This window comes from Mesorhizobium sp. C268A, from assembly GCF_040324475.1.
Lineage (GTDB): Bacteria > Pseudomonadota > Alphaproteobacteria > Rhizobiales > Rhizobiaceae > Mesorhizobium.
The window spans coordinates 2,412,000-2,435,229 of sequence record NZ_JAMYVX010000001.1 but is presented as its reverse complement, the minus strand read 5'-3'; the positions used below and the strand labels follow the sequence as shown (position 1 = coordinate 2,435,229).

The following is a 23,230-nucleotide window of genomic DNA, read 5'->3' as shown; positions in this document are numbered from 1 at the left end:
ATTTTCGATCGGAGGGATCATGTCAGGCCTTGAGGACATGCGAGCCCTCTCAATCGAGGCGGTCGAGGCCGATGTGGTTCTTGGGGTAGCGCTGATGAAGCCGGTGGTACTGATCTGTTCGCAAGATGCGGAGTTGTATCTGTTCCTCAGCCACATTCTGGGGGTGGACGGCTTCACGAGTGAGCCGGCAGGCGGCGTGAAGGAAGCACTTGCATTGGCCGATCAACGGGAGCTCCAGGCGGTCGTGCTGGACTGCGGGCCAGCAAGCGCGGCAGGCTCCACAATCTGCGCCCGGTTCAAGGGGGAGCCCCGGACCGGCCGCCTGCCTGTCATTGCGTTGATCGCGCCCGGCGCCGAGAACCAGCACCTCGATCTCTTGAAGGCAGGTGTTGACGAGAGCTTTGTGCGGCCCTTCGCACCGGCCAAGCTGCTTGACTGTCTACGCACGAAGTTGGCGCTGCCACAGCCGGGTTCAAACGGGATAAAAAACGGCAGCTGGCTCTGTTGCGGCAGCCTTGAGATGAAGCTCGATGCTCACCGGGTTCGAGGTAATGGCCACGACATCCATCTCGGACCTCTCGAATTCAACCTGCTGCGGCAATTTCTTGAGGCTCCCGGCAAGGTCTTCAGCCGAGACGAGCTGATCGACGCGGCCTGGCCGGACAATATCCACGTCGGTGAACGCACTGTCGACGTCCATATCAGCCGGATCAGAAAGGCGCTGAAGGCGGCCTCGCCAGGTAGCGTTATTCATACTGTCCGGTCTGCGGGCTACTCGCTTGAGAAGCTGGACGACTGAATCGCGAACGGACGGTGTGCCACTCTCCATCTTTGTTGGAAGGCAAGTCTTGCGGTTCGAAACGCGCTACGGGCGCGACATCTCAGGGGGAAGCAGTCAGATGGCCTTCAAGAAAATACTCAGTGTGACGGGAGCTGACCATTCCGATCAGGACGTCGCAATAGCTGCTCGCTTGTGCGCCGAGGTCGGCGCGTATCTTTCCGTACTAATTATATCGCCTCCGCCGCTCCTGATGTCGCCTCCGGTTATTGGGTCCCCTCCGCCGTTGGGCGGTGGCATCCCCGAGTGGTCTAGACATCGCGCACACCACATTGCCGCACGGGAACAATTTTCACAGGACATGGCCAACCTGGAAAAGACATCGAGGGAAATTCACAAAGTGCTGAGAGCCACGTGGCGCTGCTATGATGTCGACACCGAACACTGCGACAAGACTGGCGTCAGTGACGCGGTGCGACAGCGGGCGCTCTGCACCGACCTGACAATCGTCGGCCCCGCACTTCTCAATGAGGCTAGTCTGGGACCTCTTGTTATCAACGGCAGCTTGTTCGATACGGGAAAGCCGGTGCTTGTCGTACCGGAGGGCGCTGAGGCGACTCTGTCTCCGCGGCGCGTCCTGGTCGGCTGGGATTCGCGAGTCGAGGCGTCCCGTTCGGTTCGGGAAGCGCTGGATCTGCTATCCGGTGCTGAGGAAGTTCGTGTCGCAGTCGTCGATCCGGAGGCGACCTGCACCGGAAAGGGCGCCGAGCCGGGAGCCGACATCGCTGCCTATCTCACTCGGCACGGTGCTCGGGTTTCGGTCGACCGGCTGGCGAGCGCCGGAAAATCGGCAGCCACGGTGCTAGCGCAGCACGCAATCGAAACGTCTGCCGACATGATAGTCATGGGCGCTTATGGCAATCGCCGGCTGCGCGAGCGGCTCTTCGGTAGCGTGACGAGATGGATAGTTGGCAAGCCGCCTTTGCCGCTGTTTTTGGCCCGCTGACGGGTTCTGAAGTAGCACCGATGCTGTCCAAGCTCTACTCCGCTGGTCACCTACCCTGATGCCAAGTCGCAGGAAGGTCGCGCAAACGAGCAGGTTCCGCGAGCAACTTGCGCGCCGTCGCGAAGAACATTCTCCGGGCGCCTCTAACGCGCTCGGTGTCTGCTCGCCGAGACAACCCGTAAATACAAACGGCCGGGCAGAAGCCCAGGCGTCCTCAATGCGCTCAAACCAGCGATACTCGAGCCGGCGTCAGGTCGAGAAAGAGAGTCGTTTCAGCGCGGCAGGCCGCGTTCGGGCCGTAGCCTCATCGTATTCGCGTTATCACGATTTCCTTCACCTCTGGCCGGGAACGGAACACCGCAACGACCGTGCAGCGGCCAAGGCACCGACCTTCGAGTCCGACGGTCGGCTCTTGCCGGCCCTTCGGCGCGAACGGTGGCATCAATCACGTGTCATCGCCTGGGATGGTAGCCGGGTCAGCCGGCGGGGGCGGCCGCATCTTCGGCGTTTTCAGTCTGCCCGGCCCACCGCGTGGCGACCGAGCGGCCTTGAGGCCGGTCAATTCCCACAACGCTCACATTCGCACCATGTGGTCCCTGTAGGACGTGCACAGGGATACAGAACAACAAAAGCAGGAATCCGGGAGAGTTAACCGGCCCGGCACATGCCGGGACACATCCCGGCTCTCTTCGCCACGATCATCATCGTCAATCTGGCGTTATTTGCGACCCGCAGCCCGACATGACCGGCTTCGTCGCGAAACTCTGGCGTTGCGAGCCAGGAATTCAAGCGCAAAGCGGAAGAGGTAGGGCAGAGGCGATGCTCGGAGCGAGCGGCCCCTGTAATCGCAATGGCCTTCCGCTGAGCGACCGGAGCGGCAAGAAGCTCAAGCAAGGCTTGAGGCGGACGATGACGACGTGGCTGGCGGGTAGCCAACGCAGTCATGATGTCCATCTGTTCGTCCCTATATGTCGACGTCCGTGGCCACGCTTCTGTGCCGACGCGAAGCGGGTGGTGCGCGTCCAAGAGCTGACAATGGCAGAAAACATGTCGCGACTGATACAACCGGCTATCTGAGCGCCCCGGGATTTTTTTAAAGGAAAATCAATTGGTTACACCACGCTGAGCGCGTTGGCATGGCCTTTGCGAATTAAGTTTCAGCAACACTGAGTGAAAGCTGAATGCACGCAGATGCGCAAGACGAGCGATGCTCTCCCAGCTGTGGAGGGCAAGGTATGTTGCGGATGGGGTCTCCGGCTCCTTCGATCAAAGTGGAGGACTGGCTGCGTGGCGAGCCCCTTGCGGACTTCCAGCCCGGCAAAGTTTATATCGCCCAGTTTTGGGCAACTTGGTGCGAACTATGTGCGGCGGAGATGCTCGAGCTGATGCAGCTACAGGAGAAATACAAGGACAGCGGACTTGAGGTCGTCGGGATCGCGGCGGATGAAGACGCTCCAACGGCCGTCGAGGCCCGGACTAAGTTGGACGCGTGGTTGGCCGAAAAGTGCCCGGATCTGAATCATCGGATTGCGTTCGACTTCACAGGCGAAATGAAGAAACTTTGGAGGGAACCCAGTTTTTGCGTCGGGATTCCGACCTCGTTCGTAGTCGACCGAGACGGCTGCATCGCCTTTATAGGCCATCCGAGCCAACTCGGTGAGGTTTTGCCGAAAGTGCTCAACGGTAGCTGGCGTACCAGCAAGAAAGCGAAAGCCGCCGATCATGAGCGGATCGCCACAAGCGAACCCCTGGCGCGCGAACAAGTGTTTAAGAAGCCGTTAGATGACAGGTTCTGGGCTGCGGTGAAGTTGGAAGATTGGAAGACGGCGCTCTGGGCGATCGAAGAGGGCATTGCCTTGATGCCGGACGACCTCAATTTCCGCCTGGCCCATGCACATCTGTTGCTTCACAAAATACAAGACATGTGGACCAGCTTGCCCGTGATGCGCCAGTTGGTTCGCGACGCGATCGACAAAAATTCCGAGGATTGGATGGTTTCGGCGCTAGACCAACTTTTCCATCCGGCCAATGACCATTCGCGCCTTCCCCCTGCTGAGCGCTTCGCGATGGGCAAGGAGCTGTCCGAACACATCCTGGCGCTGAATCCCCCGCAAGGCGACAGCCCTAAGTTCCGATCCTATCCCGCGGTCGCCCGGTACTATCACGAGAACGGCAACAATGATCGCGCGATCGAGTTGGTCGAAGTGGCACTGACGTCGCTGGACGGGCCGGAGCCTATCCCGGCCGAATTGAAAGAGCAGCATCTGCCGCATTTGCTGCAGGCCCTCGCCAAGTACAGGGGTGCGAGGGCTTGTTGCGGCGCTCTCTTTGCGGCTGCGCAAAACAAATTCCCGAAGGTGCCAAAGCGCGGTCAGCCGAGGAGGAAAGATAAAAATGGGTAATTGGGCGAAATGGCTTCCAATTCGTCCATTTCCCTAGCGTGACCGCGGCAAGGAGGGTCCATGCAGCACTTGGTCGATTGTTTGCAGCAGGATCGAGGCTCAAATCTTCATGGCGTCGGGCCGCATTGCGGCGGAAGTGATGTTCAACGCGAATTCGCGTGGAAGACGTCGCAGTCGAGGACGTGTTCAAGGTCGGCCCGAAGGACATCAATTGCGTAGAATCGGCCGCCCCGAGCCGGGCGTCGGCTGCGCAAGTGTGCCATGCCGAACTGCTGGACGACTTCATCGTCACCAGAAAACAGCCGTGCAGTTCGTATCATCGGCGATCCCGAGACGGACGTGCTGTGGAGGCTCGACGTGTTTTATACCGCCCTCGCGCTCGCGATCAATAAGGAGCGTTCCAGCCTGGGACTTCGGACGATTGCTTTTACCGGCCGGGCGGTTGGCCGTTATGTCGAAACGTCCACCGGTTCGGCTCCGAGACGTTCCGGAAACTCGCGGAGGCCGGTACGAAACTGGTCGACGATGCCACCACGGCGAAGCCTATCCCGACGTTGCACGGGCGTGAAGAACCGATTTCGAGGAAGGATCTATGTCAAAGCTAGACGAGATGGGGAAGAAAGTCCGAAGGCTTCAGCTGCGCGCGGCAGTTGCCAAGATGAAATTGCACGACCTTGCAGAGGATCTCCCGGGAAAATGGACTGAGATAGAGGAAGTTGCTCAGGAAAGTCGGCGGTTTTTTCCGAGTTGGATGGTGCCAAGAGAGCGCTCGCTGCAATGAAGAAGTTACGATGACGAACACATTTATCACCCGCGACGGCTCCGGATGGGTGCCGGAATATCTCACCGCTATAGACGGGACGACCTGCATCGGCTGCGGCCGCTGTTTCAAAGTCTGCTCTCGCGAGGTTATGCATCTTTACGGCGTCGATGACGCGGGTGAAATCCTCGGCGCCTGCGACGGCAAAGACGACGATTTCGATGGCGAGCTCAATCGCATGATCATGGTCGTCGATCATGCTGGCCGCTGCATTGGCTGCGGGGCCTGCGCCCGCGTCTGCCCGAAGAACTGCCAGACCCATGTTGCGGCCGATCAGGTCGCAGCGTGATCTGCGGAGACAAAACCAGGAGAACGGCGTTGCCCTTTATAATGTTTTGTCGAGTCCTAGGGGTGGTGCTGTGCAGCACCGCACTGACTGTCTACTTCGCATCTCATTCAATCGGCACAGTAGTCGTCACCACCCTGGCTTGTTCCCTGCTCCTTCAGCTGGCGTATTTCGCAAGCGTGCTCTTTCTGATCTGGCGGTCTGGCTGCGATAGCCGAGTTGGCCAGAGGGCTGAGCATTTCGGCAGTTCCAAGGAAGTTGGATCCGAGCCGCCAGACCTTGATGAGGTGACGAATGAATCCGCAGATTTGCTCCAGCGCGATCAAATGCTGGCCATATCGCTGCTGCTGCCTTGAGGTGTCATGACGAGGTCAAGTGCTCAAGCTGGCACCACTTTGGACCAACCATAAATATTGAGCAGATATTCGAAGGAATACTTTGCTTGAGAAGTCGATGGAGACCGCGATCAGGTCATTCTGGTTAATCCAGGAGAGGCAGTTCGTGAATGCCATATTGGTAGCCGCTCGCAGTATGCCGGCGTGCGGTTGCAACCCTCAATGACGTACTTTTGGGCGTCGGATAACACAGACGACGCAAATCAAAGAGGCCTCTAAAATGACTCGCGCATGGCTAATTCAGCTCCATCGCGTGTTGCCGGAGAGAAAATGCTGCAAAAGTTCGAACGCTATCGCTCACCTTTGGGCCCACGCCCTTCGAGAAGCTCGACCGCCTCTCCCAGCATCTGGGGGGCAGGGTGGAAATCTACGCCAAACGCGAGGACTGCAACTCCGGTCTTGCGTTTGGCGGAAACAAGCCGCGCAAGCTCGAATACATCATTCCCGACGCGATCGCGTCAAATGCCGATACGCTTGTCTCCATCGGCGGCGTGCAGTCCAACCACACGCGGATGGTCGCCGCGGTCGTCGGCAAGATCGGCATGAAATGTCTCCTGGGTCAGGAGAGCGGGGTACCCCATGAGGACACCGTCTACGACCGGGTCGGCAACATTCTCTTGAGCCGGATTATGGGAGCAGAGGTGCGCCTTGTCGATGGGGCTTTGACATCGGCATCCGCGCAGTTGGGAACAGGCGCTCAATGAGGTCAAGTCAAGAGGCAGGAGGCCCTACGTGATACCGGCAGGGGCCTCAGTTCAGAAATATGGCGGGCTTGGGTACGTCGGGTTCGCGAGGAGGTGCGCGCCCAGGAGAAACAGCTTGGGTTTGCCTTCGACTACATTGTCGTTTGCACGGTCACGGGCTCGACGCATGCCGGCATGCTCGTGGATTTGCCAAGGACCGTCGACAGCCCAATCTCCTCGGTATCGAGCTTCTGCCACCCCCGCCCAAACCAGGGCGCAGGTGCTAAACATTGCCCGGTATACTGCGAAGCTCGTCGACCTTGGCACGGAAATCATCGAGGATGACGCGGTGTTGCTCGAGGGGTACGCGTCTCCCTGTACGGCCTTCCTTCCGAGCAAACCAGGAGGCCATCCGCCTGTGTGCGCGGCTCGAGGGTCTAATTACCGATCCCGTCTATGAGGGCAAATCGATGCAAGGGATGATCGACCTCGTCCAGAAAGGCTGCTTTCCAGAGGGATCGAGGGCTACGCGCACCTCGGCGGCGGGCGGGCCATTAACGGTTTCAGTTACACCTTCCTTCCGCAACGGCTGACGCTCGACAGCTTGCGATTTCGCCGTCCTGCGTGCCGGCGATGCGCCCAAAGTTGGTTCCAGGGCCGCCCAGCAAACCGAGGGCGCCGGCGGTTAATTAGCCGCTAAACGCGAAGCTGACTGAGTTGATCTGGAAATTTTGATCGATGGATCGTTTGCTGAGGAAATAAGTTCGCTTAGAGTATCATCGTGGCATATTAGACCAAAGTTGATAGGTAAATATACAGGAGAAATAATTCAATGTGGCTGCCGAAACAATTTCTATGGATTTAGCCAAGTAAGTTATAGTATTCAAAATTCGTGATCGGCCAATAACGCAATAAGAGTGGAGGAATATCCGATGATCTTACAGGAATTGGGCTCTGCCATTCCCGGCGGCAGGGTTTTAGAAATAACGACGACCACCGGCTGCATCGTCGGATGTTCTTATTGTCCGCAGGACAAGTTCGCCCATCGGCAAAGGGCGGTTTCTCATGTGAAGCATCTTCGTCTTGAAGATTTCAAGCGATGTCTGGCGCGCGTACCAACTTCCGTCGACATTAGTTTCGCCGGATACTCCGAGCCTTGGCTCAATCCGGATTGCACCGAAATGGTCGAGCACGCTTACGCCAGAGGCCATGGCATCCGGATTTTCACGACGCTTGTAGGAATGAAGGGGCGAGATCTACACCGCTTGCTAGCGCTGCGCTCAAGGGTATTCGTGGTCCATGTTCTCGATGATGGCGCATACATGAATAGCCGTCTCGTCGGAGACAATTATCTCGCTTTGATTCGTCAAGTGGTCGACACAGACATTGCCTCAATTCGGTTTATAGTCTTGGGCGAGGTCCATCCCGCTATCGTCGACATAATCCCCGCCGGCGCGCTAGTTCGCGCGCGGCCTCTGAGCAGCAGGGGCGGAAGCGTCGATCCGAAGATCGTCCAACCACGACAGCCAGTCGTCGGAGCGCTGACATGCGTTGACGGACGGCAGTATCGGAATGTTCTTCTCCCAAACGGTGACGTTACGCTCTGCTGCATGGATTTTGAACGGCGCCACGTGTTGGGCAATCTTCTGCGCCACGAATACGAATATCTTTTTGAAGGGCTAGTTTTTAGCGAAGTCGCCGATCGCATGAATGGGAGAGATGGCTTTCTGCTTTGTAGGATGTGCGAATATGCCCATCCAACGGCGTCCGCATGCTGATTGGAGGTCGGCGAACCGCCTGAAAGCGGGGCGGATCGAATGTCGATGTGCATCAGGCGGGCCGCCTCCTTCTGCCTCGCGTGAACCCGGTCGATGGCGGTCTAGTCCCCATTTTTACTCGGCTTCGACACATCCTGTGGTAGCATCTCCCAGCACGAAGCTGTCTGGTTATTGGCCCAAGAGGGGGAGAACCGGCTTAGCCTGGTCTCACCTACATCCTCCGCTGTCGGCTTTTCGAAACCCTAATCCTCATTCATGGCAGAGTTGGCCGAGACGCTTCAGGAGCGGTCCGAAAGCGCCCCGACGTTGAAGAACGCCGACATCGCCGCTGCCGCTCGCTCGCTCCGCGCTGTTGAGCGCGCTCGCGAGCGGCTTCGCTACCGCCGAGCTACACCACCAGCCGGGGCACGATGGTTCGTGTTGCTGCCGGAGCGCCTGCAACACGTTAGCATGCTGCTGCATGGCAGAAGCGCCTGTCACGCCATGAGCCGGCGCTAGCGCTGAGCTTTGATAGGATTGGCAGGGCGTTTCGCCGGGTAGAAGCAGGTGCGTCAACTACCAAATACCGTAGTATCGACGCTTCCCCGAAAACTCTAGAACTGAGTTCGTTCCAACGCATAGACGAGAGATACCGCCATGCAGAGCAACGTGACTACGGTGGAGGTTCCGAAGGCGTCAGTGCCGTTGAGCTGCCGCGCGAGTCCGGTCTCCCTTTCGGCGCGGACCTTTTTGAGGAGCGTGTCGGGATTACGAACACATTCCTGGGAGGTCACGACCGTCCAAAGTTCCGCCTAGAAAACACACCGCGCAACCGACCATACGCATTTAATCACTTGCTCGTTGGACGCGGCAGACATGCAGAGGGACCCTGAAATGAACAGCGACGTTTTTGCAGCTCATGAGTCTAACGTTCGTCGCTATGGGCGATCGTTTCCCGCGGTCTTTACGAGAGCCCTTGGGGCGACTATCTGGGACGAGGCCGGCAACCCATATATCGATTTCCTCGTAGGGTCGGGCGCCCTCAACTACGGACACAACAACCCGAATATCATTGCCCCGGCAATCGAATATCTCGTCGGCGAGAACATTCTTCTGTCGCTCGACATGTATACGGCTGCGAAGCGTGACTTTATTGAAGCGTTTGTTGATTCGATCCTGAAGCCCAGAGGCCTCTCTTACAAAATACAATTTCCTGGGCCGACCGGCACAAACGCAAACGAGGCGGCGCTGGCCCTGGCGCGAAAATATACCGGCCGCCCGAGCGTAATGGCCTTCTCGAACGCGTTCCATGGCATGTCGCTTGGCTCTCTGGCGGTATCGGGTTCGGCGTCAACTAGGGATCTGGGCGGCGTCGCTCGCCACGATGTGATCCGTGTCCCTTATGACGGATATCCGAGCCACGATTTCGATTCGGCGGGCTACATAGACTTCGTATTGGGCGACCCAGGGAGCGGCATAGAAAAGCCCGCTGCAATCATCCTGGAGACCATCCAGGCAGAAGGCGGCATGAACGCCGCATCCGCAGCTTGGCTTACAGAAATTCAGCGGATTTGCCGTAAGCACGGCGTGGTTTTGATCGTCGACGACATTCAGGCAGGTTCGGGACGAACGGGCGATTTCTTCTCGTTCGAGTTCGCGAAGATCGAACCCGACATCGTGTGCCTGTCGAAGTCCCTAAGCGGTTCAGGTAGTCCGTTCTCGATTGTTCTAATTCGCCCCGAAATAGACATATGGAAACCGGGAGAACATAGCGGGACTTTCAGAGGCAACAATCTAGCCTTCGTGACTGCAGGAGCGATGTGCAAAATGTGGTCCGACGGACAGTTTACTGAAGGCGTTGAGCGGACAGCTGCCAAACTGCAAAGACACCTGGACAGCCTTGTTGCGAAATTTCCCAAGTGCATCGAACAAAAGCGCGGCCGCGGTCTGATGGCCGGCCTCAAGTGCCGTTCGCAGGCCGTTGTCGGCCGTGTGCACGATGTCGCGTTCCAAAATGGCCTGCTGATCGAATCTTCAGGACCAAATCGCGACGTCATCAAAGTCCTCCCGCCGATAACCATCACCGACGACGAACTCGATCATGGCATCGCCATCCTTGATCACGCACTAAAGGAGCAAGCCAATGAAGACTAATCAAGTGTTCCAAGCCCCAGCCATCTCGCCTGTCGAGATCAGAGAGCGAACCGGCTCGATCAGCACTGCGGAGATCATCTCAGTCCTGAAAGGTGAGATCACCGCTCTGCACATCAAGCAAGCTTTCAGCACCGAAATAGCCGAGGAGATCACCGCGAATTTCAGTGGCAGTCCCGGTCTCAAGGAGCGTAAGGACGGCGTCCCCGGACAATATGTCGGCGCATCCCACTACAGGAAGGATGCAGCCACCTATTTCGCAGAGGCGGAAACTGCGCGACAGTACGTCGACGCCCTTTTTGAGAATCTGGTTGATCCGGTCCGAGCATTGTTCAACGCGTTGAAGCGCGAGCTTCGCAAACAGGGCATTGAATTGCGGCTGGCCCGTTCGGAGCACGGTCAGGCTAATGTTTGTCGCGCTCTCAGTTGGTCTGGCAGCGGCACATTCTCCTTGGACCCCCACGACGACGTCGCTCAAGTGTTATGTGCTGGGAACGATTACGAGCTTTCTGCGGTGGCGCACAACACCGTCGCAGCACTCAACTTTTATCCCAGCATGCCCGAGGAAGGTGGCAATCTGCGGCTCTGGAGCCACAAGCCGACAGTCACTGACCGAAAGTCTCAAGGTGTGGAGACTACGGGCTACCCCTATTCGGCAGCCTATCTCGAGGGCGTTCCTTGTCGCGACTTCCAGCTAAGGGCCGGGGATATCGGCCTGATCGATGGCGGTTTCGTTCACGGGGTCACCGGTCAATCAGGCAACGGAAAGCGTCGCCTAGTGCTGAACAGCTTCTTCGGGTTTGCGCGGCCGGATCTTGTTGTCTGGTGGACCTGATGTTGGAGGTCGCTACTGCCCTTCCGCCGACAGGTCTCACATTGGTCGCAACGCGAGGGGGAGGCCCCTTTAGTCACAGCCGCCCCCGGGCTGATCCAGGCCGACATTATCATGAAGCAATTGGCGTTTCAGGTGCTGCCGGTCTCCGACACGATTTACCAAATTACCTGTCCGCGACCCGGCGCTCCACTGTTCCCGGTGCCGAACCGAACACGCATCGCGAGGTGATGTTAAGCAAGTCAGAAGCAACGCGAGAGGTGTCTAGGCAACGTATACTTCTTCCTACATCGATCGGGCGTTTACCTGCGTCAGTGTGGCAGGGCACCGCGGTTCGCCTTCGACCGTTTCCGAAATGGGCCAAATTAGTGTTCCCACGCTCCGACAGATGCATGTTCAAGAAAACTCCTGGCACAATGGACGTTAAAACCGCCGAATCGCAAGAGTGCCTTTCTCCGCAACAGAAGCATCGTGAATTAGGCATGACATTATTTGTGCGAGATTTTTTGGCCGATTTTCTACAACTCGATAATTCCAAATTGTAGCGCTCTTATGGCCGCTGTTGTTCTGCTAACTGTGTCCGTCTTTTTCATAACGTTTTTTATGTGGAAGTTAACAGTATTTACAGAGATGCCTATAATCTGCCCTATTTCCCACGACGACTTCCCTTTCGCCGTCCATAGGATGCACTCCTTTTCTCTTGGAGAAAGGGTAGGTATCTCGCCGATGCCGCTAATCCGCCGGTGTTCCATAGTCTCTGCTCCGCAGCTATTTGCACAGGAGGGTGTCACTGGCCCACAAGCTGCCGGCTTTTGAAGGTACGGCCCTGCGCGCCGTTCTCGTCAAGCTGGCATCGTCAAAGCTCTACGACATCGTTGCTGCTATCAGTGTTATTTAACTTGAATTTAGGCTTCCATATCGTTATGAAAGCGCAACATAGAGAAATGGCCTTAGTTTCTGATCAAGTTGGCGCAATCTCTCGAGAGATCTCGGCGACCCGGTTGAGATGTGCCAGCTCCCGCTCCGCCCACCGATCCGATGATGACGGGGTATCCCGCGGGGAGATCCCGCCGTTTCACGGAGCTTTCCATCTAAGCAAACGTCAGTTCCTGGGTAGTATGGCCCCTGGTCGCTTGAACCGGCGTTCGCGGCGATCACGTGTAGGTTCCGTCGGAGACCTTCTTGGAACAGAGCCTCGGGGAAGCCACATGCCGAGTTCGCCGTCGGTGACAAAATCCGGATCCCGTCTGTTGGCCGGTGAAAAATGCAGCTTCTAAGCCACGTCCCAGCAGGCAGAGCTGCAGAGGGTGCCGCATTAATATTGCGGACCAGCCCAACTCTGGTCGCGACCAAACACTGCTGCGCAGGACCGACAGCGTAGCCGGATCGGTGCAGTCTCAAAGCCGAGGCCGGGATAGCGGGATTGACGGATACTGTGCAACCGAACCCATGGCCACCCGAGCCCAGCGCCACTGATCTCGCCTAGACTCCGCTGCCTTTGCGGCATGGGCGTCGCTGGAAATTCGGGCCTGATCGATTGATAGTCGCTGAGGTTCATACATGAACTGGCTCAGTTGCCGGACATTTCGAGACCTTGCCATTCGCCAAGACGAGGCGATCTCATACTGCATTTGGTGCGCGTCAGGGTCGTGTCCCATCAGGTGGTGTAGCTCGGCGGTAGCGAAGCCGCTCACGAGCGCGCCGTTAGTAGCGCTGTAGCGAGCGAGCGGCGTGTGGGTGGTCATCGGCGCTTTCCGGTAGGGTTTGGTTGTTGACGCCAACCCATTTCGGAAGGACCACCGATGACCGGCGACATGATGAACCTGCGCACGCTCGTGGGGAAGACCCCGGATGCCGATCTGCTGCGGGAGATGATCGGCTTTGCCGCCGAGCGACTGATGGAAATGGAGGTGGGCGCGGCCACCGGCGCCAGCTATGGCGAGAAGAACCCGCTGCGGCTCGCCCAGCGCAATGGCTACCGCGACCGGGACTGGGAGACGCGGGCCGGCACGGTCGAGCTGCGCATCCCGAAGCTCAGGAAGGGAAGCTACTTCCCAGGTTTCCTCGAACCGCGCCGCATGGCCGAGGGCGCTAACCGCCGTCATCCAGGAAGCTTATGTGCAAGGCATCTCGACCCGGTCGGTTGACGACCTGGTCAAGGCCATGGGTATGAGAGGCATATCCAAGAGCCAGGTCTCGCGGCTGTGCGAGGAGATCGACGGGAAGGTGAAGGCCTTCCTCGAGCGGCCGATCGAGGGCGATTGGCCATACCTGTGGATCGACGCCACTTACCTGAAGGTCCGCCGCGGTGGGCGGATCGTCTCGGTCGCCGTTATCATCGCCGTCGGCGTCAACGCGGACGGCCGGCGCGAGGTACTGGGCATGGAGATTGGCACCTCGGAGGCCGAGCCGATCTGGACAGAGTTCCTGCGCAAGCTGACACTTCGCGGCCTGCGCGGCGTCAAGCTCGTCGTCTCCGATGCTCACGAAGGCCTCAAGGCGGCCGTCACCAAGGTGCTGTGCGCGACATGGCAGAGGTGCCGCGTCCACTTCATGAGGAACGTGCTGGCCCATGCCGGCAAGAGCGGCCGCAGGGTCGTCTCAGCCTTCATCGCCACCGCTTTCGCCCAGGAAACGCCCGAGGCCGCGTCCGAACAATGGCGCGCCGTCGCCGACCAGATCCGGCCGAAGGTGCCGAAGCTGGCGACAATCATGGACGACGCCGAGCCCGACGTGCTGGCCTACATGACCTTCCCCAAGGAACATCGCGCCAAGCTCCACTCGACGAATCCGATCGAACGTCTCAACGGCGAGATCAAGCGGCGCACCCGAGGTCGTCGGAATCTTCCCGAACGACGATGCGATCGTGCGCCTCGTCGGCGCAATCCTGCTCGAACAGAACGATGAATGGGCAGTGCAGCGGGCCAGATATATGACTCTGGGAAACGATCAGCCAGATGAGCGATGATCCCCTGATCAGCCTGCCAGCCGTGGCGCGCTGATCAGCCCGGCCCATGCCGGAGAGCACGGCGACTAATGCCGCCAGCTACACCACGCCGCGGGACACGATCGGCGTCAGATCAGCGTAGCGCGATGTTGTCCATTATGAGATTACGCGAAAGCGTCTCCAACAGTTCGTCTCGCGTCAACCAAACGAGCCAGTCGTCGTCGTCTATCCCGTGCGCAGGCAAGTGCAGGATTGATCCGTGCGGCTCGCAATGAAGATAGCCGTAGCGATCGACTACTGCTTTTTCGATATGCCAGCCGGCAACCAGCGCGTAAATGAAGTCTGGCGCCCAGTGAGCCCAAGCCAGTCCGAATGCAATGCGCCCGATAAAGGTAGAGAGTCCCCGGCCTCTAAAGTCCTCGCGCAACCAGATGTCGCCATGATATGCGACCGGCCCGGTCATGCCGCGAGCAGTCGGCGCATCGCAGCGAGACGAGGAACCGGGCCCGGCTTTGAGGTTAGGATCCGCGAACCAGGCTCTGAGCGACCCGAGGTGCTCAGCAAGGTCTGTGTTGGATAGATGATCTAAACGCAGTGCCTGGACATGCGCTACTCTTCCTTCCCGATCCCGCCCGACGATCCAAAAGGCCTTTCCAGGCGGAAGGTAAGAACTATCGGGACGGAAGCTTGGATAAGTCGGTGACTTACCGGGAAGTCTGCTGGTTATCCCAACATATTCCTCAAAATCGTCACCCATCGTAATATGGAGACCGGACTTGCGCCCCAGCTCCTCTGCTGCACAGAGGTACTTCGAAACCTCCAGCGTCGTCACGTTGCTCTGCATGCCGTTGCACCCTGGTCAATGGGCTGACCCAGCACGGCTTCTAGAGTTTACGGGCAAGCACCGATACTACGGGATCTGGTAGTTGACGCGTCCGCTTTTGGCCACGATAGCGTGTCCAGGCACTTGCTGAAGTAGCCTATTAACACCTGCTGCCCTTGTCGGCGGCATATGGATGGATAGGGAGGATTGCCTTGGTTTTCGACTATATCGTCGTAGGTGGGGGGTCCTCTGGATGCGTCATGGCGAGCAGGCTCTCCGCCGATGGAAATCGCGTGCTGCTCATCGAGGCCGGTCCCGATACACCCCCGAACTCCGTCCCTGACGACATCCTCGACGGCAATCCGACGCGTGCTTACTTCAATCCCGATTATCAGTGGCCGTCACTCGACGCGACCATGATACGGGACGGCCGCAAGCCCGTTCATTACGAGCAGGCCCGGGTCATGGGCGGCGGCTCCAGCATCAATGCCCAGGTGGCGAACCGCGGTGGTCCCGAAGACTATAATGAATGGGCCTCAAGCGGTGCAACGGGCTGGGGTTGGGACGAGGTTCTGCCATACTTCCGCCGCCTGGAATGCGATATGGATTTCGACGGCGAATTTCACGGCAAAGCTGGTCCCCTGCCGATAAGGCGTGTTCGGCAATCAGACTGGTCCGGCTTTATCCGAGCGGTATCGAGAGCGTATGAAAATGCTGGTATTCATTTCAGGCCGGACTTCAATGGTGCCTTTGGTGACGGATACTCCGCTGTTCCGTTGACGAACCGAAACGGTCACCGGGTTTCTGCTGCGATGGCCTACTTGTCCGAGAGCGTCCGCTCTCGGCCCAATTTGACAATCTTGTCGGAAACAACGGTTGTACGGCTGACCTTTTCAGGACGCGCCATAGCGGGTGTCGAGACGGAAAACAACTTGGGCCGGCAGTCGTACCGCGCTTCCACCGTGGTCCTCTGCGCCGGAGCCATCCATTCGCCCGCCATATTGATGCGCTCCGGGATAGGTCCGGCCGAGCAACTGAAAAAGCTCGGTATTCCAGTCGTTACAGAGCTGAAAGGTGTGGGCCAGAGCCTTCAGGAACATCCAGGGATCGCCGTTTCGACGTACTTGAAACTAGGCGATCGCATGGCTCCCAATGTGAGCGGCCACATCCAGATCCATGCTCGTTACTCGTCGGGCTACAGTGGATGCCCTTCGACGGATATGGCAATATCGGCGGTTGCCAAGTCGGCCTGGCACCCGCTCGGCAGGCGCCTCGGCTCCCTCTATTTCTGGGTAAACCGCACTTTTTCGACAGGAACCATCGTCCTGAAGGATCGCTCGCACGCAATCGCGCCGGAGGTGGATTTCAACTGGTTGAGCGATGAGCGGGACGCCGCGCGATTGAAGCGAGGATTCCGCTTTATCGCCCGCCTGCTGAAGCAAGATTCACTGTCGGCCGTGGCGCTCGATCCGTTCCCGTCAGCTTGGAACCTACGGGCGAAGCAGGTTAGCAAAGTCAATTGCATTAATTACGGGCTTACCTCGGTGTTGGCTCTGCTCATGGACTGCTCTCCACGCCTGCGTCGGGGTCTCATTAGACACGTCATAACGGATGGTCATAGCATTTCAGATCTGATTGATGACGAAGAGCAGTTGGACCGGTTTGTCCGCCTGAACGTGACCGGCAATTGGCATCCGACGTCGAGCTGCAGGATGGGGGCAGCCTCGGACCCTGCCGCCGTGACCGATCCATCGGGCCGCGTTCGCGATGTTCCCGGGTTGAGGATCTCCGACGCTTCGGTAATGCCATTCTGCCCCCGGGCCAACACAAATATTCCAACGATCATGGTGGCTGAGAAGATGGCTGACGCGATTTTGAAAGAAGACCGGAATGGCTAGCGAAGAGGTAATCAAAAGCTTCATCGAGGAGAGCGGCGGGATTCGTCTTCCGGCAGGTGGATCGAGGTCGGATAACTCGTCAATGCCGTGACTATTGCCATCGTCGCGGAGCCAGGGCCCGAACAGGTCGGGCTGCCGTCGCTGCCGCTCACCGGGTGTCTGGGATCGCGTCCTTATAGACATGCATTCCTACGTCCCTGGATGCATGCTGTTCCCCACTGCCGACGCACTGAGGCGATGCTTTCGCGGCAGTCGTGTGTATGGACACCGGCAAAGGCGATAGGTGTCACGCATGAAGAGGTACGGACCCCGATCCGGTACCTCAGGTACTGCGGCCGGCCTTGCTGAGAACTTGAAGGCCCGATTCCGCGAGGCGCCAATCTCGTCGATCACACGGTCACGAGCCCATTCAGGGCTTTACCCGGGTCGTGCAGTGCAACTTTCCACTGGAATGATTGTCCGTAGCGTCACGCGCTGAAACCATAGGGGTTCGCTTGTGGGTTCAGCTGCACGGTCAGTGAAATTCGAACGAGTTTCGGCCAATCTTCGGCCGTGTCGTCGAAAAGGCCCCCCGTTAGGCATTTACAGGAGAGTTCCTCAACATCCCATTTTTTGACGAACTTTAAGATTAAATAACAATCGTTAAGACCGGGAAATGATATGTAATAATAAAGCGCATATTCTTAATCTGTCCTGTATTGTTAATCGCGCAGATATGGTGGATAACTCAAGATACCCAAAGATAGCTATTCAAAATGTCTCAATGGCATTGCTTGTTGAACGGAAGCTAATGCCGGCTACCACGTTTTCCAGGAATCCCATAAGCCCAAAGCACTAATAGAGGAGCGACTATGACCACACTACCGCAAATCTCGATGGCAAAACTGGCAGCCGATGCAACGCAACACGAAGAGCGCGAGCGCCTACGCCTAGCCTGCGAGGATTATGGGTTCTTCTACCTTGTCGAGCACGGAATCCCGAAAGAACAGATCGCCGAAGCAATCGACGCTTCCCGGCGTTTCTTCGCGTTGCCACAGTCGACAAAGGAACGTTACGGTCACTCTGCCCAAGACGTGTACCCCACTACCGCCCGTGGATACAGTCCGTTGCGCGGCGAAATGCTGCATCCCGAGGCCGGCCCCGATCCAAAGGAAATGTTCGACCTCGGTATCGAGAATGAAGGCGACCGGCGTCCGTTTGCCGGACGCACACGCCTTCCGGATGATGAGGTGGCTCCTGGTTTCGCTCGAAGCCTGCTTGCTTTGCAGGCTACCGTGCTCAACGGGGTTGTGCCGCAGCTCGGAATGGCGCTGGCCGACCTGCTCGAAATGGAAGAGGGCTGGTTCCAACGCCATTTCAACCCGCCGACGGTACTGCAACGCGTGATCCGGTACCCGTCTACCGGCGGCATGGCCGCTAAGCATACCGACAATGGCTTCTTCACGCTGCTACCGCAGGAGGAACTCCCCACGCCCTCCTTGCAGGTGTGGTTCGGCGGGCGTTGGACACCGGCGCCGAGCCTCCCTGACAGTCTGGTGGTCAATCTGGGCGACATGCTTCAGGCCTTGAGTGACGACCGGTTCAAGAGTACGCCGCATCAGGTCGTGCACCCTGGTCCGGCTGAACGAATTTCGCTTCCCTTCTTTATCTATCCGGACATCGACGCACGCCTGAGTTCCCGGCAAGGACAGCACACCTTCAGTGTCTCGGAAATGATGCTGCGCAACTACGAGTCAATATGGGAAAAGGGGAACGGCGCCGGACGCGCGCGAGAGTTGCAATAAGTGTTCGGCTTCATGGAACCTGAGCAAACTACGGCGACGAGGTGGCACACCTGGATGTGGCGCCCTGGATGAAATCGTCCAGAAGAAATTTGTCCGCAGCTGTGCCTACACATTGTTGGATTGTGCCGTACGAGATCGAAGCGCGGTACTTTTCAGGCAAGCTGCAGTACCACGGCTTTCTATTGTGGGGCTGCGCTGCGCGGATAACTTTGGAAAGGAAAGCGGAGCGACTAGTGCCGAACGACTCGATGACCAGCGTCATCTAAGTATTTCTCTGGCCTTTGGCTGCATAAGTAGAACAAGTCACATCTTCAGCGAGCGCACCGAGATAAGATACATTACGTTCGACTTTTGGCAAACTAAAGATTTGAGTGCCAGCTCCAAGCATTGCAACACATCGCCACTAGAGCGGTTCCATCTCGATGGGGCTCCGATGTGCAGGCGGGCGCGTTGTTTTGTTTGTTTGGTAAACTGATCCTGAAAAGTGTCATTGACAGGAGATATTCATGTGTGTGAGCCGTGATTTCAATAGCGCACTGCAAGCAACCCAGAATTGGATCAGCGATCTGATGTGGAGACTTCGCTGGCAGGATCGTGAGCAGGTCTACCACGTTCTGATTGCGACGCTGCACGCCCTGCGCGACTGCCTAGATCGCGACGAGGCTGTTTACATGGGAGCACAGTTGCCAGTTTTACTTCGTGGCTTCTACTACGAGGGTTGGAATCCCAGCCGCCGCCCCAAAGGCAGAAACCGGAACTCGTTTCTCGACCGGATCCACGACGGCGTCCACCATCACCCGGCGGTGGATCCGGAAGAGGTTGCCCGCTCGGTCCTAGCGCAATTTGTGGACCGCTTGCCTGCAGCAGAGGTCGAAGATGCCAAGGCCGCCACTCCAAGTGTGCTGCATGACCTTTGGCCAGTCTGAGACGTCTGCGCCATGAGCATCCACGAAGCCAACGCTTGGGAGCGTTATCGACCGAGAAACTGATTTGGCTGCGCTTCCTGACAGGTCCGCAACTAAGCAACCAAGGGTGTCCGACCGATTGACACCGATCACAGTAGGGCAAGGCTAAATCGCCGGCCTATATGCTCCCACTGCGAGAACAGTTTCTTGGGTTCAAAGGCGCTCATGACAAGTGGAACTGCCGCATCATGATTTATGCGAGCGCGTGGAGCTGAATGTCGTCTCAGATACTCGTGGGACTAGCGGCGAAACAAGAACGTGAGCTGGGAGGAACTACAGATGGACAAGTGGAAACACCTCAAAAACAGGAATGGACGTGCAATCCTGAGGGGAATTGCCGCACTCGGCATAACAGCGATGGCAATCGCCTCGTTTGCCGGGTCGGCTTCGGCGCAGTCGCTGCTGGATAAGATCAAGAACGGAGAGGCGGTCCGGATCGGCTTCTCCAACGAGGTTCCCTGGGCCTATCCTGGCGAAAACAATGAGCCGCTCGGCTTTGTCAATGCGATGACGATCGATATACTGAAGAAGCTGGGCACGACCAAGGTCGAGCCGGTCGTCACCGAATGGGGCTCGCTCATCCCCGGCCTGCAAGCTGGTCGCTTCGACATCATCACGGGCGGCATGTACATCCTGCCGGAGCGCTGTCGGAACGTGCTGTTCACCGAACCAATCGTGAAGGCCACCGACGCGCTGATTGTTCCGGCTGGCAATCCGGAAGGACTGCACTCCTATCAGGATGTACACGACAAGGGCCTCACCTTCGTCACCGGCGCGGGCTACAGCGAAATCGAGCTCATGCGCAAACTCGGCGTCCCCGACGACAAGATCATGCAGGTCGCCGGCCCGGCGGAAATCCTGCAGGCGGTGAAGGCCGGCCGCGCGGCAGCGGGTTCGGGCGCTTACTTCACTATGAAGGAGTTCACTGACAAAGACGACAGCGTCGAGCTGGTCCCGGCAGGTAACAGCTATTATTCGGGTCTCGCCTTCCTGCCCAACCAGCAGGCGGAGGTCGACGCCTTTAATGCCGTGCTGAAAGACTATATCGGTTCGGACGAGATGATGGCATCGGTCGGCAAATACGGCTACACCAAAGCCACCCTCCCGGACGGCACCACGGCCGCCGAGCTCTGCAAGCGTTGAAGCCAGGCCGGGAATTGCCATCCATGCGCCTCACCACCTCCCCGGCCCTGGCCGGGGAGCGCCCAGCGGGGGGAAGGACATGAGCGACGTCGCGCTCGGCTTCAGCGTGGCGGCGCTCGCCAAGGGCGTCATGATCACCCTCGTCGTGACCCTCGCGGCATCTCTGGTAGCGATCGTCCTGGGGCTGATCGTCGGCCTGATCCGGATCTCGCCACTTTGGCCGCTGCGCTGGTTCGGCATCGCCTATATCGAATTCTTCCGCGGAACGTCGATGCTGGTGCAGGTCTACTGGTGGTTCTTTGTGCTGCCTATCTTCGGGGTCGCGTTGTCACCCTGGACCGTCGCAATCTTCGGTATCGGCATGAATGTATCCGGTTACGGCGCCGAGCTGGTCCGCGCCGCTATCCAGGGCGTCGACCGCGGCCAGTATGAAGCGAGCATTGCCCTCAACTTGCCGCGGCTCACCGCGATGCGGCGTATCTTCCTGCCGCAGGCGATCCGCGCCATGCTGCCCGCCTGGGGCAACCTGCTGATCGATCTGCTTAAGAGTACCTCGCTTATCTTCTTCATCACCATTACCGAGCTCACCACCGCCTCCAAGCTGGCAGCCGACGCCACCGGCAACTACCTGCTGTTCTTCGCGGTGGCTCTGTTCGGCTATTACGTCATCGCGCGCGCCCTCATCACGCCCTTCGTGCGCCGGCTGGAACGCCGCTTCTCGCGTGGCTTCGTGCGGGAGGCGCAGGCATGAGCCTCTGGGACTGGTCCTATGTCTGGGAGGCGTTCCCGTATCTCTATCGAGGCGCGATTGTCACGGTTGAGGCCACGCTGCTCGGCTTCGCGATCGCGCTGGTGCTGGGCCTGGTCTTCGCGCTGATCCGCCAGTCGCCGAACCGCTACATCTCCACAGCGATGGCGGAGATCGTAGAGTTCATCCGCTCCACGCCGCTGCTGCTGCAGGTGTTCTTCGTCTATTTCGTCGGACCGCAGTTCGGCATCGTCATCCCTGCCTGGACAGTTGGCATCGGCGTGCTCGGCATCCATTACGCCGCTTATTGCTCGGAGTGCTACCGCGGCGGTATCGAGAACGTGGAAGGGGGCCAATGGGAGGCCTGCACGGCGCTCAACCTGTCGCGGACGCGGTCCTGGCGCGCCATCATTCTGCCGCAGGCGATCCCGCCCATCGTGCCCGCCCTGGGCAACTACTTCATCGGCATGTTCAAGGACACGCCAATCCTGGCGGCCATCGCGATCCTCGAGATGCTGCAGCAGGCGAAGAACTTCGGAAGTGACAATTATCGCTACGTCGAGGCGATCACCATGGCCGGCCTTTTCTACCTCGTGTTCAGCCTGGTCGCTTCCGCGATTGTGCAGTCGGTGAGCTTCTGGCTCAGCCGCCGTTACCATCTGCAGTAGGAGGTCCGCCATGAGCGAAACCATAGTCCGCTTGGAGAACGTCACGACGCGCTATAGCGTGCTCGAGGAACTCAATCTCGACATTGCGCTCAACGAGAAAATCATGAGCGAACCCATGGTCCGTTTCGAGAACGTCGCAAAGCGCTACGGCACGCTGACAGTGCTGGACGACCTCAATCTCGACATTGCCCGCAACGAGAAGGTGTGCATCATCGGCCCCTCCGGCTCGGGCAAGACCACTGTGCTGCGCATGCTGATGACGCTGGAGCGCATTAACGGGGGGGTGATCTGGGCCGACGGGGAGCCGCTCACGCACATGCAGAAGAACGGCCAGATGGTGCCGGCGAGCGAGCGTCATCTGAGGCGCGTACGCGGCAAGATTGGCATGGTGTTCCAGCACTTCAACCTGTTCCCGCACATGACCGCGCTGCAGAACTGCATGGAGGCGCCGGTCTCGGTGCTTGGGCTCTCCAAGCAGGAAGCTGAGGCCCGAGCGGCGGAGCTGCTCGATATGGTGGGGCTCGGCGACAAGAAGAACCATTTCCCGATCCAGCTCTCCGGCGGCCAGAAGCAGCGCGTGGCGATCGCTCGGGCGCTGGCCATGCGGCCCAAGGTGATGCTGTTCGACGAGGTGACATCGGCGCTCGATCCGGAGCTCGTCGGGGAAGTGCTTAACGTCATCCGTAAGCTCGGCGCCGAGCATGACCTCACCATGCTGATGGTCACGCACCAGATGGGCTTCGCCAAGGAGTTCTCCGACCGCGTCTGCTTCTTTTATGGCGGCAAGATTGCCGAACAGGGCCCGCCCGACCAGCTCTTCGGCAATCCGCAGAACGAGCGGACCCGGCAGTTCCTCAGTGCCGTTCTGGAGGCAAGGTAGGTCTACGCGGCGCTTTCACGCTCCCGTTGTGGGAAAGGTCGCAAACGGAGCGAGCGGGCTGAAGCTTGTCGTGGTCTGGCAGCGCGAAGCTCGTCTTTGGACATTCAGCCGGCTCGCTGGTGAGCCATCCTCTACAAGGGGTGTGGGAGCTACACCCCATGACTCTCCCCCTCGCCGACATAATGGAGGCGCGGCGCACGATTTTCGGCTACGCAGTGCGAACGCTGGTACGTTCCCATATCTTTCCGCCAGACGAATGGAGTC

General features: G+C 58.4%; 18 protein-coding genes and 4 pseudogenes. 19 read left to right on the top strand and 3 right to left on the bottom strand.

The window, feature by feature from the left end:
• The first annotated feature begins 19 nt into the window (after positions 1 to 19).
• Complete coding sequence (locus NKL06_RS11785; RefSeq protein WP_023694354.1) at positions 20 to 799, top strand: winged helix-turn-helix transcriptional regulator; 780 nt, start codon at positions 20 to 22, stop codon at positions 797 to 799.
• Positions 800 to 899: 100 nt separating this feature from the next.
• Entirely contained in the window at positions 900 to 1,784 is an 885-nt protein-coding gene (locus NKL06_RS11780) for a universal stress protein (RefSeq protein WP_031210723.1), read from the top strand.
• 648 nt (positions 1,785 to 2,432) lie between these two features.
• Here NKL06_RS11780 and NKL06_RS11775 read toward each other — a convergent pair.
• Positions 2,433 to 2,738: a hypothetical protein gene (locus NKL06_RS11775; RefSeq protein WP_156939181.1), complete on the bottom strand. Its 306-nt coding sequence runs from the start codon at positions 2,736 to 2,738 to the stop codon at positions 2,433 to 2,435.
• Between the two features lie 281 nt (positions 2,739 to 3,019).
• Here NKL06_RS11775 and NKL06_RS11770 point away from each other — a divergent pair, with 281 nt between their 5' ends.
• The 9 genes and pseudogenes from NKL06_RS11770 to NKL06_RS11725 all read left to right on the top strand — a co-directional run bounded on the left by NKL06_RS11770 (position 3,020) and on the right by NKL06_RS11725 (position 11,113).
• Positions 3,020 to 4,186 (top strand): TlpA disulfide reductase family protein, encoded by a 1,167-nt coding sequence (locus NKL06_RS11770; protein WP_023694356.1) that lies wholly within the window; start codon positions 3,020 to 3,022, stop codon positions 4,184 to 4,186.
• A gap of 152 nt (positions 4,187 to 4,338) precedes the next feature.
• Positions 4,339 to 4,754 (top strand): annotated as a pseudogene (locus NKL06_RS11760) (DUF269 domain-containing protein).
• Positions 4,755 to 4,778: 24 nt separating this feature from the next.
• A pseudogene (locus tag NKL06_RS11755) lies at positions 4,779 to 4,981 on the top strand (CCE_0567 family metalloprotein).
• Positions 4,978 to 5,295 (top strand): ferredoxin III, nif-specific, encoded by a 318-nt coding sequence (gene fdxB, locus NKL06_RS11750; RefSeq protein ID WP_023694358.1) that lies wholly within the window; start codon positions 4,978 to 4,980, stop codon positions 5,293 to 5,295. The pseudogene NKL06_RS11755 and the gene fdxB overlap by 4 nt, the downstream one beginning before the upstream one ends.
• Before the next feature lie 41 nt (positions 5,296 to 5,336).
• Positions 5,337 to 5,648 carry an exopolysaccharide production repressor protein gene (locus tag NKL06_RS11745; RefSeq protein ID WP_245267179.1) on the top strand — a complete coding sequence of 104 codons (312 nt, stop codon included), beginning with the start codon at positions 5,337 to 5,339 and terminating at the stop codon, positions 5,646 to 5,648.
• 309 nt (positions 5,649 to 5,957) lie between these two features.
• Positions 5,958 to 6,947: pseudogene (locus tag NKL06_RS11740) on the top strand (1-aminocyclopropane-1-carboxylate deaminase); the annotation flags it as partial.
• Positions 6,948 to 7,302: 355 nt separating this feature from the next.
• The gene (locus NKL06_RS11735; protein ID WP_031210724.1) at positions 7,303 to 8,148 is read left to right on the top strand and encodes a radical SAM/SPASM domain-containing protein; all 846 of its coding nucleotides are present in this window, start codon (positions 7,303 to 7,305) and stop codon (positions 8,146 to 8,148) included.
• Positions 8,149 to 9,021: 873 nt separating this feature from the next.
• Positions 9,022 to 10,281, top strand: coding sequence for a diaminobutyrate--2-oxoglutarate transaminase (ectB, locus tag NKL06_RS11730; RefSeq protein ID WP_031210725.1), 1,260 nt, complete (start codon positions 9,022 to 9,024; stop codon positions 10,279 to 10,281).
• The gene (locus NKL06_RS11725) at positions 10,271 to 11,113 is read left to right on the top strand and encodes a 2OG-Fe(II)-dependent halogenase WelO5 family protein (RefSeq protein ID WP_023694365.1); all 843 of its coding nucleotides are present in this window, start codon (positions 10,271 to 10,273) and stop codon (positions 11,111 to 11,113) included. Before ectB ends, NKL06_RS11725 begins: the two co-directional genes overlap by 11 nt.
• 515 nt (positions 11,114 to 11,628) lie before the next feature.
• Here the strand turns inward: NKL06_RS11725 and NKL06_RS11720 are convergent.
• Positions 11,629 to 11,862, bottom strand: coding sequence for a LuxR C-terminal-related transcriptional regulator (locus tag NKL06_RS11720; protein WP_084567747.1), 234 nt, complete (start codon positions 11,860 to 11,862; stop codon positions 11,629 to 11,631).
• A 1,050-nt stretch (positions 11,863 to 12,912) separates the two neighbouring features.
• Here NKL06_RS11720 and NKL06_RS11715 point away from each other — a divergent pair.
• Positions 12,913 to 14,112 (top strand): annotated as a pseudogene (locus NKL06_RS11715) (IS256 family transposase).
• Between the two features lie 78 nt (positions 14,113 to 14,190).
• Here NKL06_RS11715 and NKL06_RS11710 read toward each other — a convergent pair.
• Positions 14,191 to 14,901, bottom strand: a complete 711-nt coding sequence (locus tag NKL06_RS11710) for a hypothetical protein (protein ID WP_023695052.1) — start codon at positions 14,899 to 14,901, stop codon at positions 14,191 to 14,193.
• Positions 14,902 to 15,092: 191 nt separating this feature from the next.
• Here NKL06_RS11710 and NKL06_RS11705 point away from each other — a divergent pair, with 191 nt between their 5' ends.
• The 7 genes from NKL06_RS11705 (at position 15,093) to ehuA (ending at position 22,966) form a co-directional block, all read left to right on the top strand.
• A complete protein-coding gene (locus NKL06_RS11705; RefSeq protein ID WP_031210844.1) occupies positions 15,093 to 16,778 on the top strand; it encodes a GMC family oxidoreductase in 1,686 nt (561 codons plus the stop codon).
• 851 nt (positions 16,779 to 17,629) lie between these two features.
• Positions 17,630 to 18,562, top strand: coding sequence for an isopenicillin N synthase family dioxygenase (locus tag NKL06_RS11700; protein ID WP_031210843.1), 933 nt, complete (start codon positions 17,630 to 17,632; stop codon positions 18,560 to 18,562).
• 506 nt (positions 18,563 to 19,068) lie between these two features.
• On the top strand, positions 19,069 to 19,488 hold the full coding sequence (locus NKL06_RS11695; protein WP_023695048.1) for a DUF2267 domain-containing protein: 420 nt from the start codon (positions 19,069 to 19,071) through the stop codon (positions 19,486 to 19,488).
• 318 nt (positions 19,489 to 19,806) lie between these two features.
• Positions 19,807 to 20,670, top strand: a complete 864-nt coding sequence (gene ehuB / locus NKL06_RS11690) for an ectoine/hydroxyectoine ABC transporter substrate-binding protein EhuB (RefSeq protein WP_352580291.1) — start codon at positions 19,807 to 19,809, stop codon at positions 20,668 to 20,670.
• Between the two features lie 79 nt (positions 20,671 to 20,749).
• On the top strand, positions 20,750 to 21,421 hold the full coding sequence (gene ehuC, locus NKL06_RS11685) for an ectoine/hydroxyectoine ABC transporter permease subunit EhuC (RefSeq protein ID WP_031210846.1): 672 nt from the start codon (positions 20,750 to 20,752) through the stop codon (positions 21,419 to 21,421).
• Positions 21,418 to 22,086: an ectoine/hydroxyectoine ABC transporter permease subunit EhuD gene (ehuD, locus tag NKL06_RS11680; protein ID WP_023695054.1), complete on the top strand. Its 669-nt coding sequence runs from the start codon at positions 21,418 to 21,420 to the stop codon at positions 22,084 to 22,086. The genes ehuC and ehuD overlap by 4 nt, the downstream gene beginning before the upstream one ends.
• Before the next feature lie 103 nt (positions 22,087 to 22,189).
• Complete coding sequence (ehuA, locus tag NKL06_RS11675) at positions 22,190 to 22,966, top strand: ectoine/hydroxyectoine ABC transporter ATP-binding protein EhuA (protein ID WP_032999122.1); 777 nt, start codon at positions 22,190 to 22,192, stop codon at positions 22,964 to 22,966.
• Positions 22,967 to 23,230 lie beyond the last annotated feature (264 nt).

Bases quoted from the DNA above. Each gene is read 5' to 3' on its own strand.
- NKL06_RS11785 (WP_023694354.1), top strand. From the start codon at position 20: ATGTCAGGCCTTGAGGACATGCGAGCCCTCTCAATCGAGGCGGTCGAG.
- NKL06_RS11780 (WP_031210723.1), top strand. From the start codon at position 900: ATGGCCTTCAAGAAAATACTCAGTGTGACGGGAGCTGACCATTCCGAT.
- NKL06_RS11775 (WP_156939181.1), bottom strand. From the start codon at position 2,738: ATGGACATCATGACTGCGTTGGCTACCCGCCAGCCACGTCGTCATCGT.
- NKL06_RS11770 (WP_023694356.1), top strand. From the start codon at position 3,020: ATGTTGCGGATGGGGTCTCCGGCTCCTTCGATCAAAGTGGAGGACTGG.
- fdxB (WP_023694358.1), top strand. From the start codon at position 4,978: ATGACGAACACATTTATCACCCGCGACGGCTCCGGATGGGTGCCGGAA.
- NKL06_RS11745 (WP_245267179.1), top strand. From the start codon at position 5,337: ATGTTTTGTCGAGTCCTAGGGGTGGTGCTGTGCAGCACCGCACTGACT.
- NKL06_RS11735 (WP_031210724.1), top strand. From the start codon at position 7,303: ATGATCTTACAGGAATTGGGCTCTGCCATTCCCGGCGGCAGGGTTTTA.
- ectB (WP_031210725.1), top strand. From the start codon at position 9,022: ATGAACAGCGACGTTTTTGCAGCTCATGAGTCTAACGTTCGTCGCTAT.
- NKL06_RS11725 (WP_023694365.1), top strand. From the start codon at position 10,271: ATGAAGACTAATCAAGTGTTCCAAGCCCCAGCCATCTCGCCTGTCGAG.
- NKL06_RS11720 (WP_084567747.1), bottom strand. From the start codon at position 11,862: ATGGAACACCGGCGGATTAGCGGCATCGGCGAGATACCTACCCTTTCT.
- NKL06_RS11710 (WP_023695052.1), bottom strand. From the start codon at position 14,901: ATGCAGAGCAACGTGACGACGCTGGAGGTTTCGAAGTACCTCTGTGCA.
- NKL06_RS11700 (WP_031210843.1), top strand. From the start codon at position 17,630: ATGACCACACTACCGCAAATCTCGATGGCAAAACTGGCAGCCGATGCA.
- NKL06_RS11695 (WP_023695048.1), top strand. From the start codon at position 19,069: ATGTGTGTGAGCCGTGATTTCAATAGCGCACTGCAAGCAACCCAGAAT.
- ehuB (WP_352580291.1), top strand. From the start codon at position 19,807: ATGGACAAGTGGAAACACCTCAAAAACAGGAATGGACGTGCAATCCTG.
- ehuC (WP_031210846.1), top strand. From the start codon at position 20,750: ATGAGCGACGTCGCGCTCGGCTTCAGCGTGGCGGCGCTCGCCAAGGGC.
- ehuD (WP_023695054.1), top strand. From the start codon at position 21,418: ATGAGCCTCTGGGACTGGTCCTATGTCTGGGAGGCGTTCCCGTATCTC.
- ehuA (WP_032999122.1), top strand. From the start codon at position 22,190: ATGAGCGAACCCATGGTCCGTTTCGAGAACGTCGCAAAGCGCTACGGC.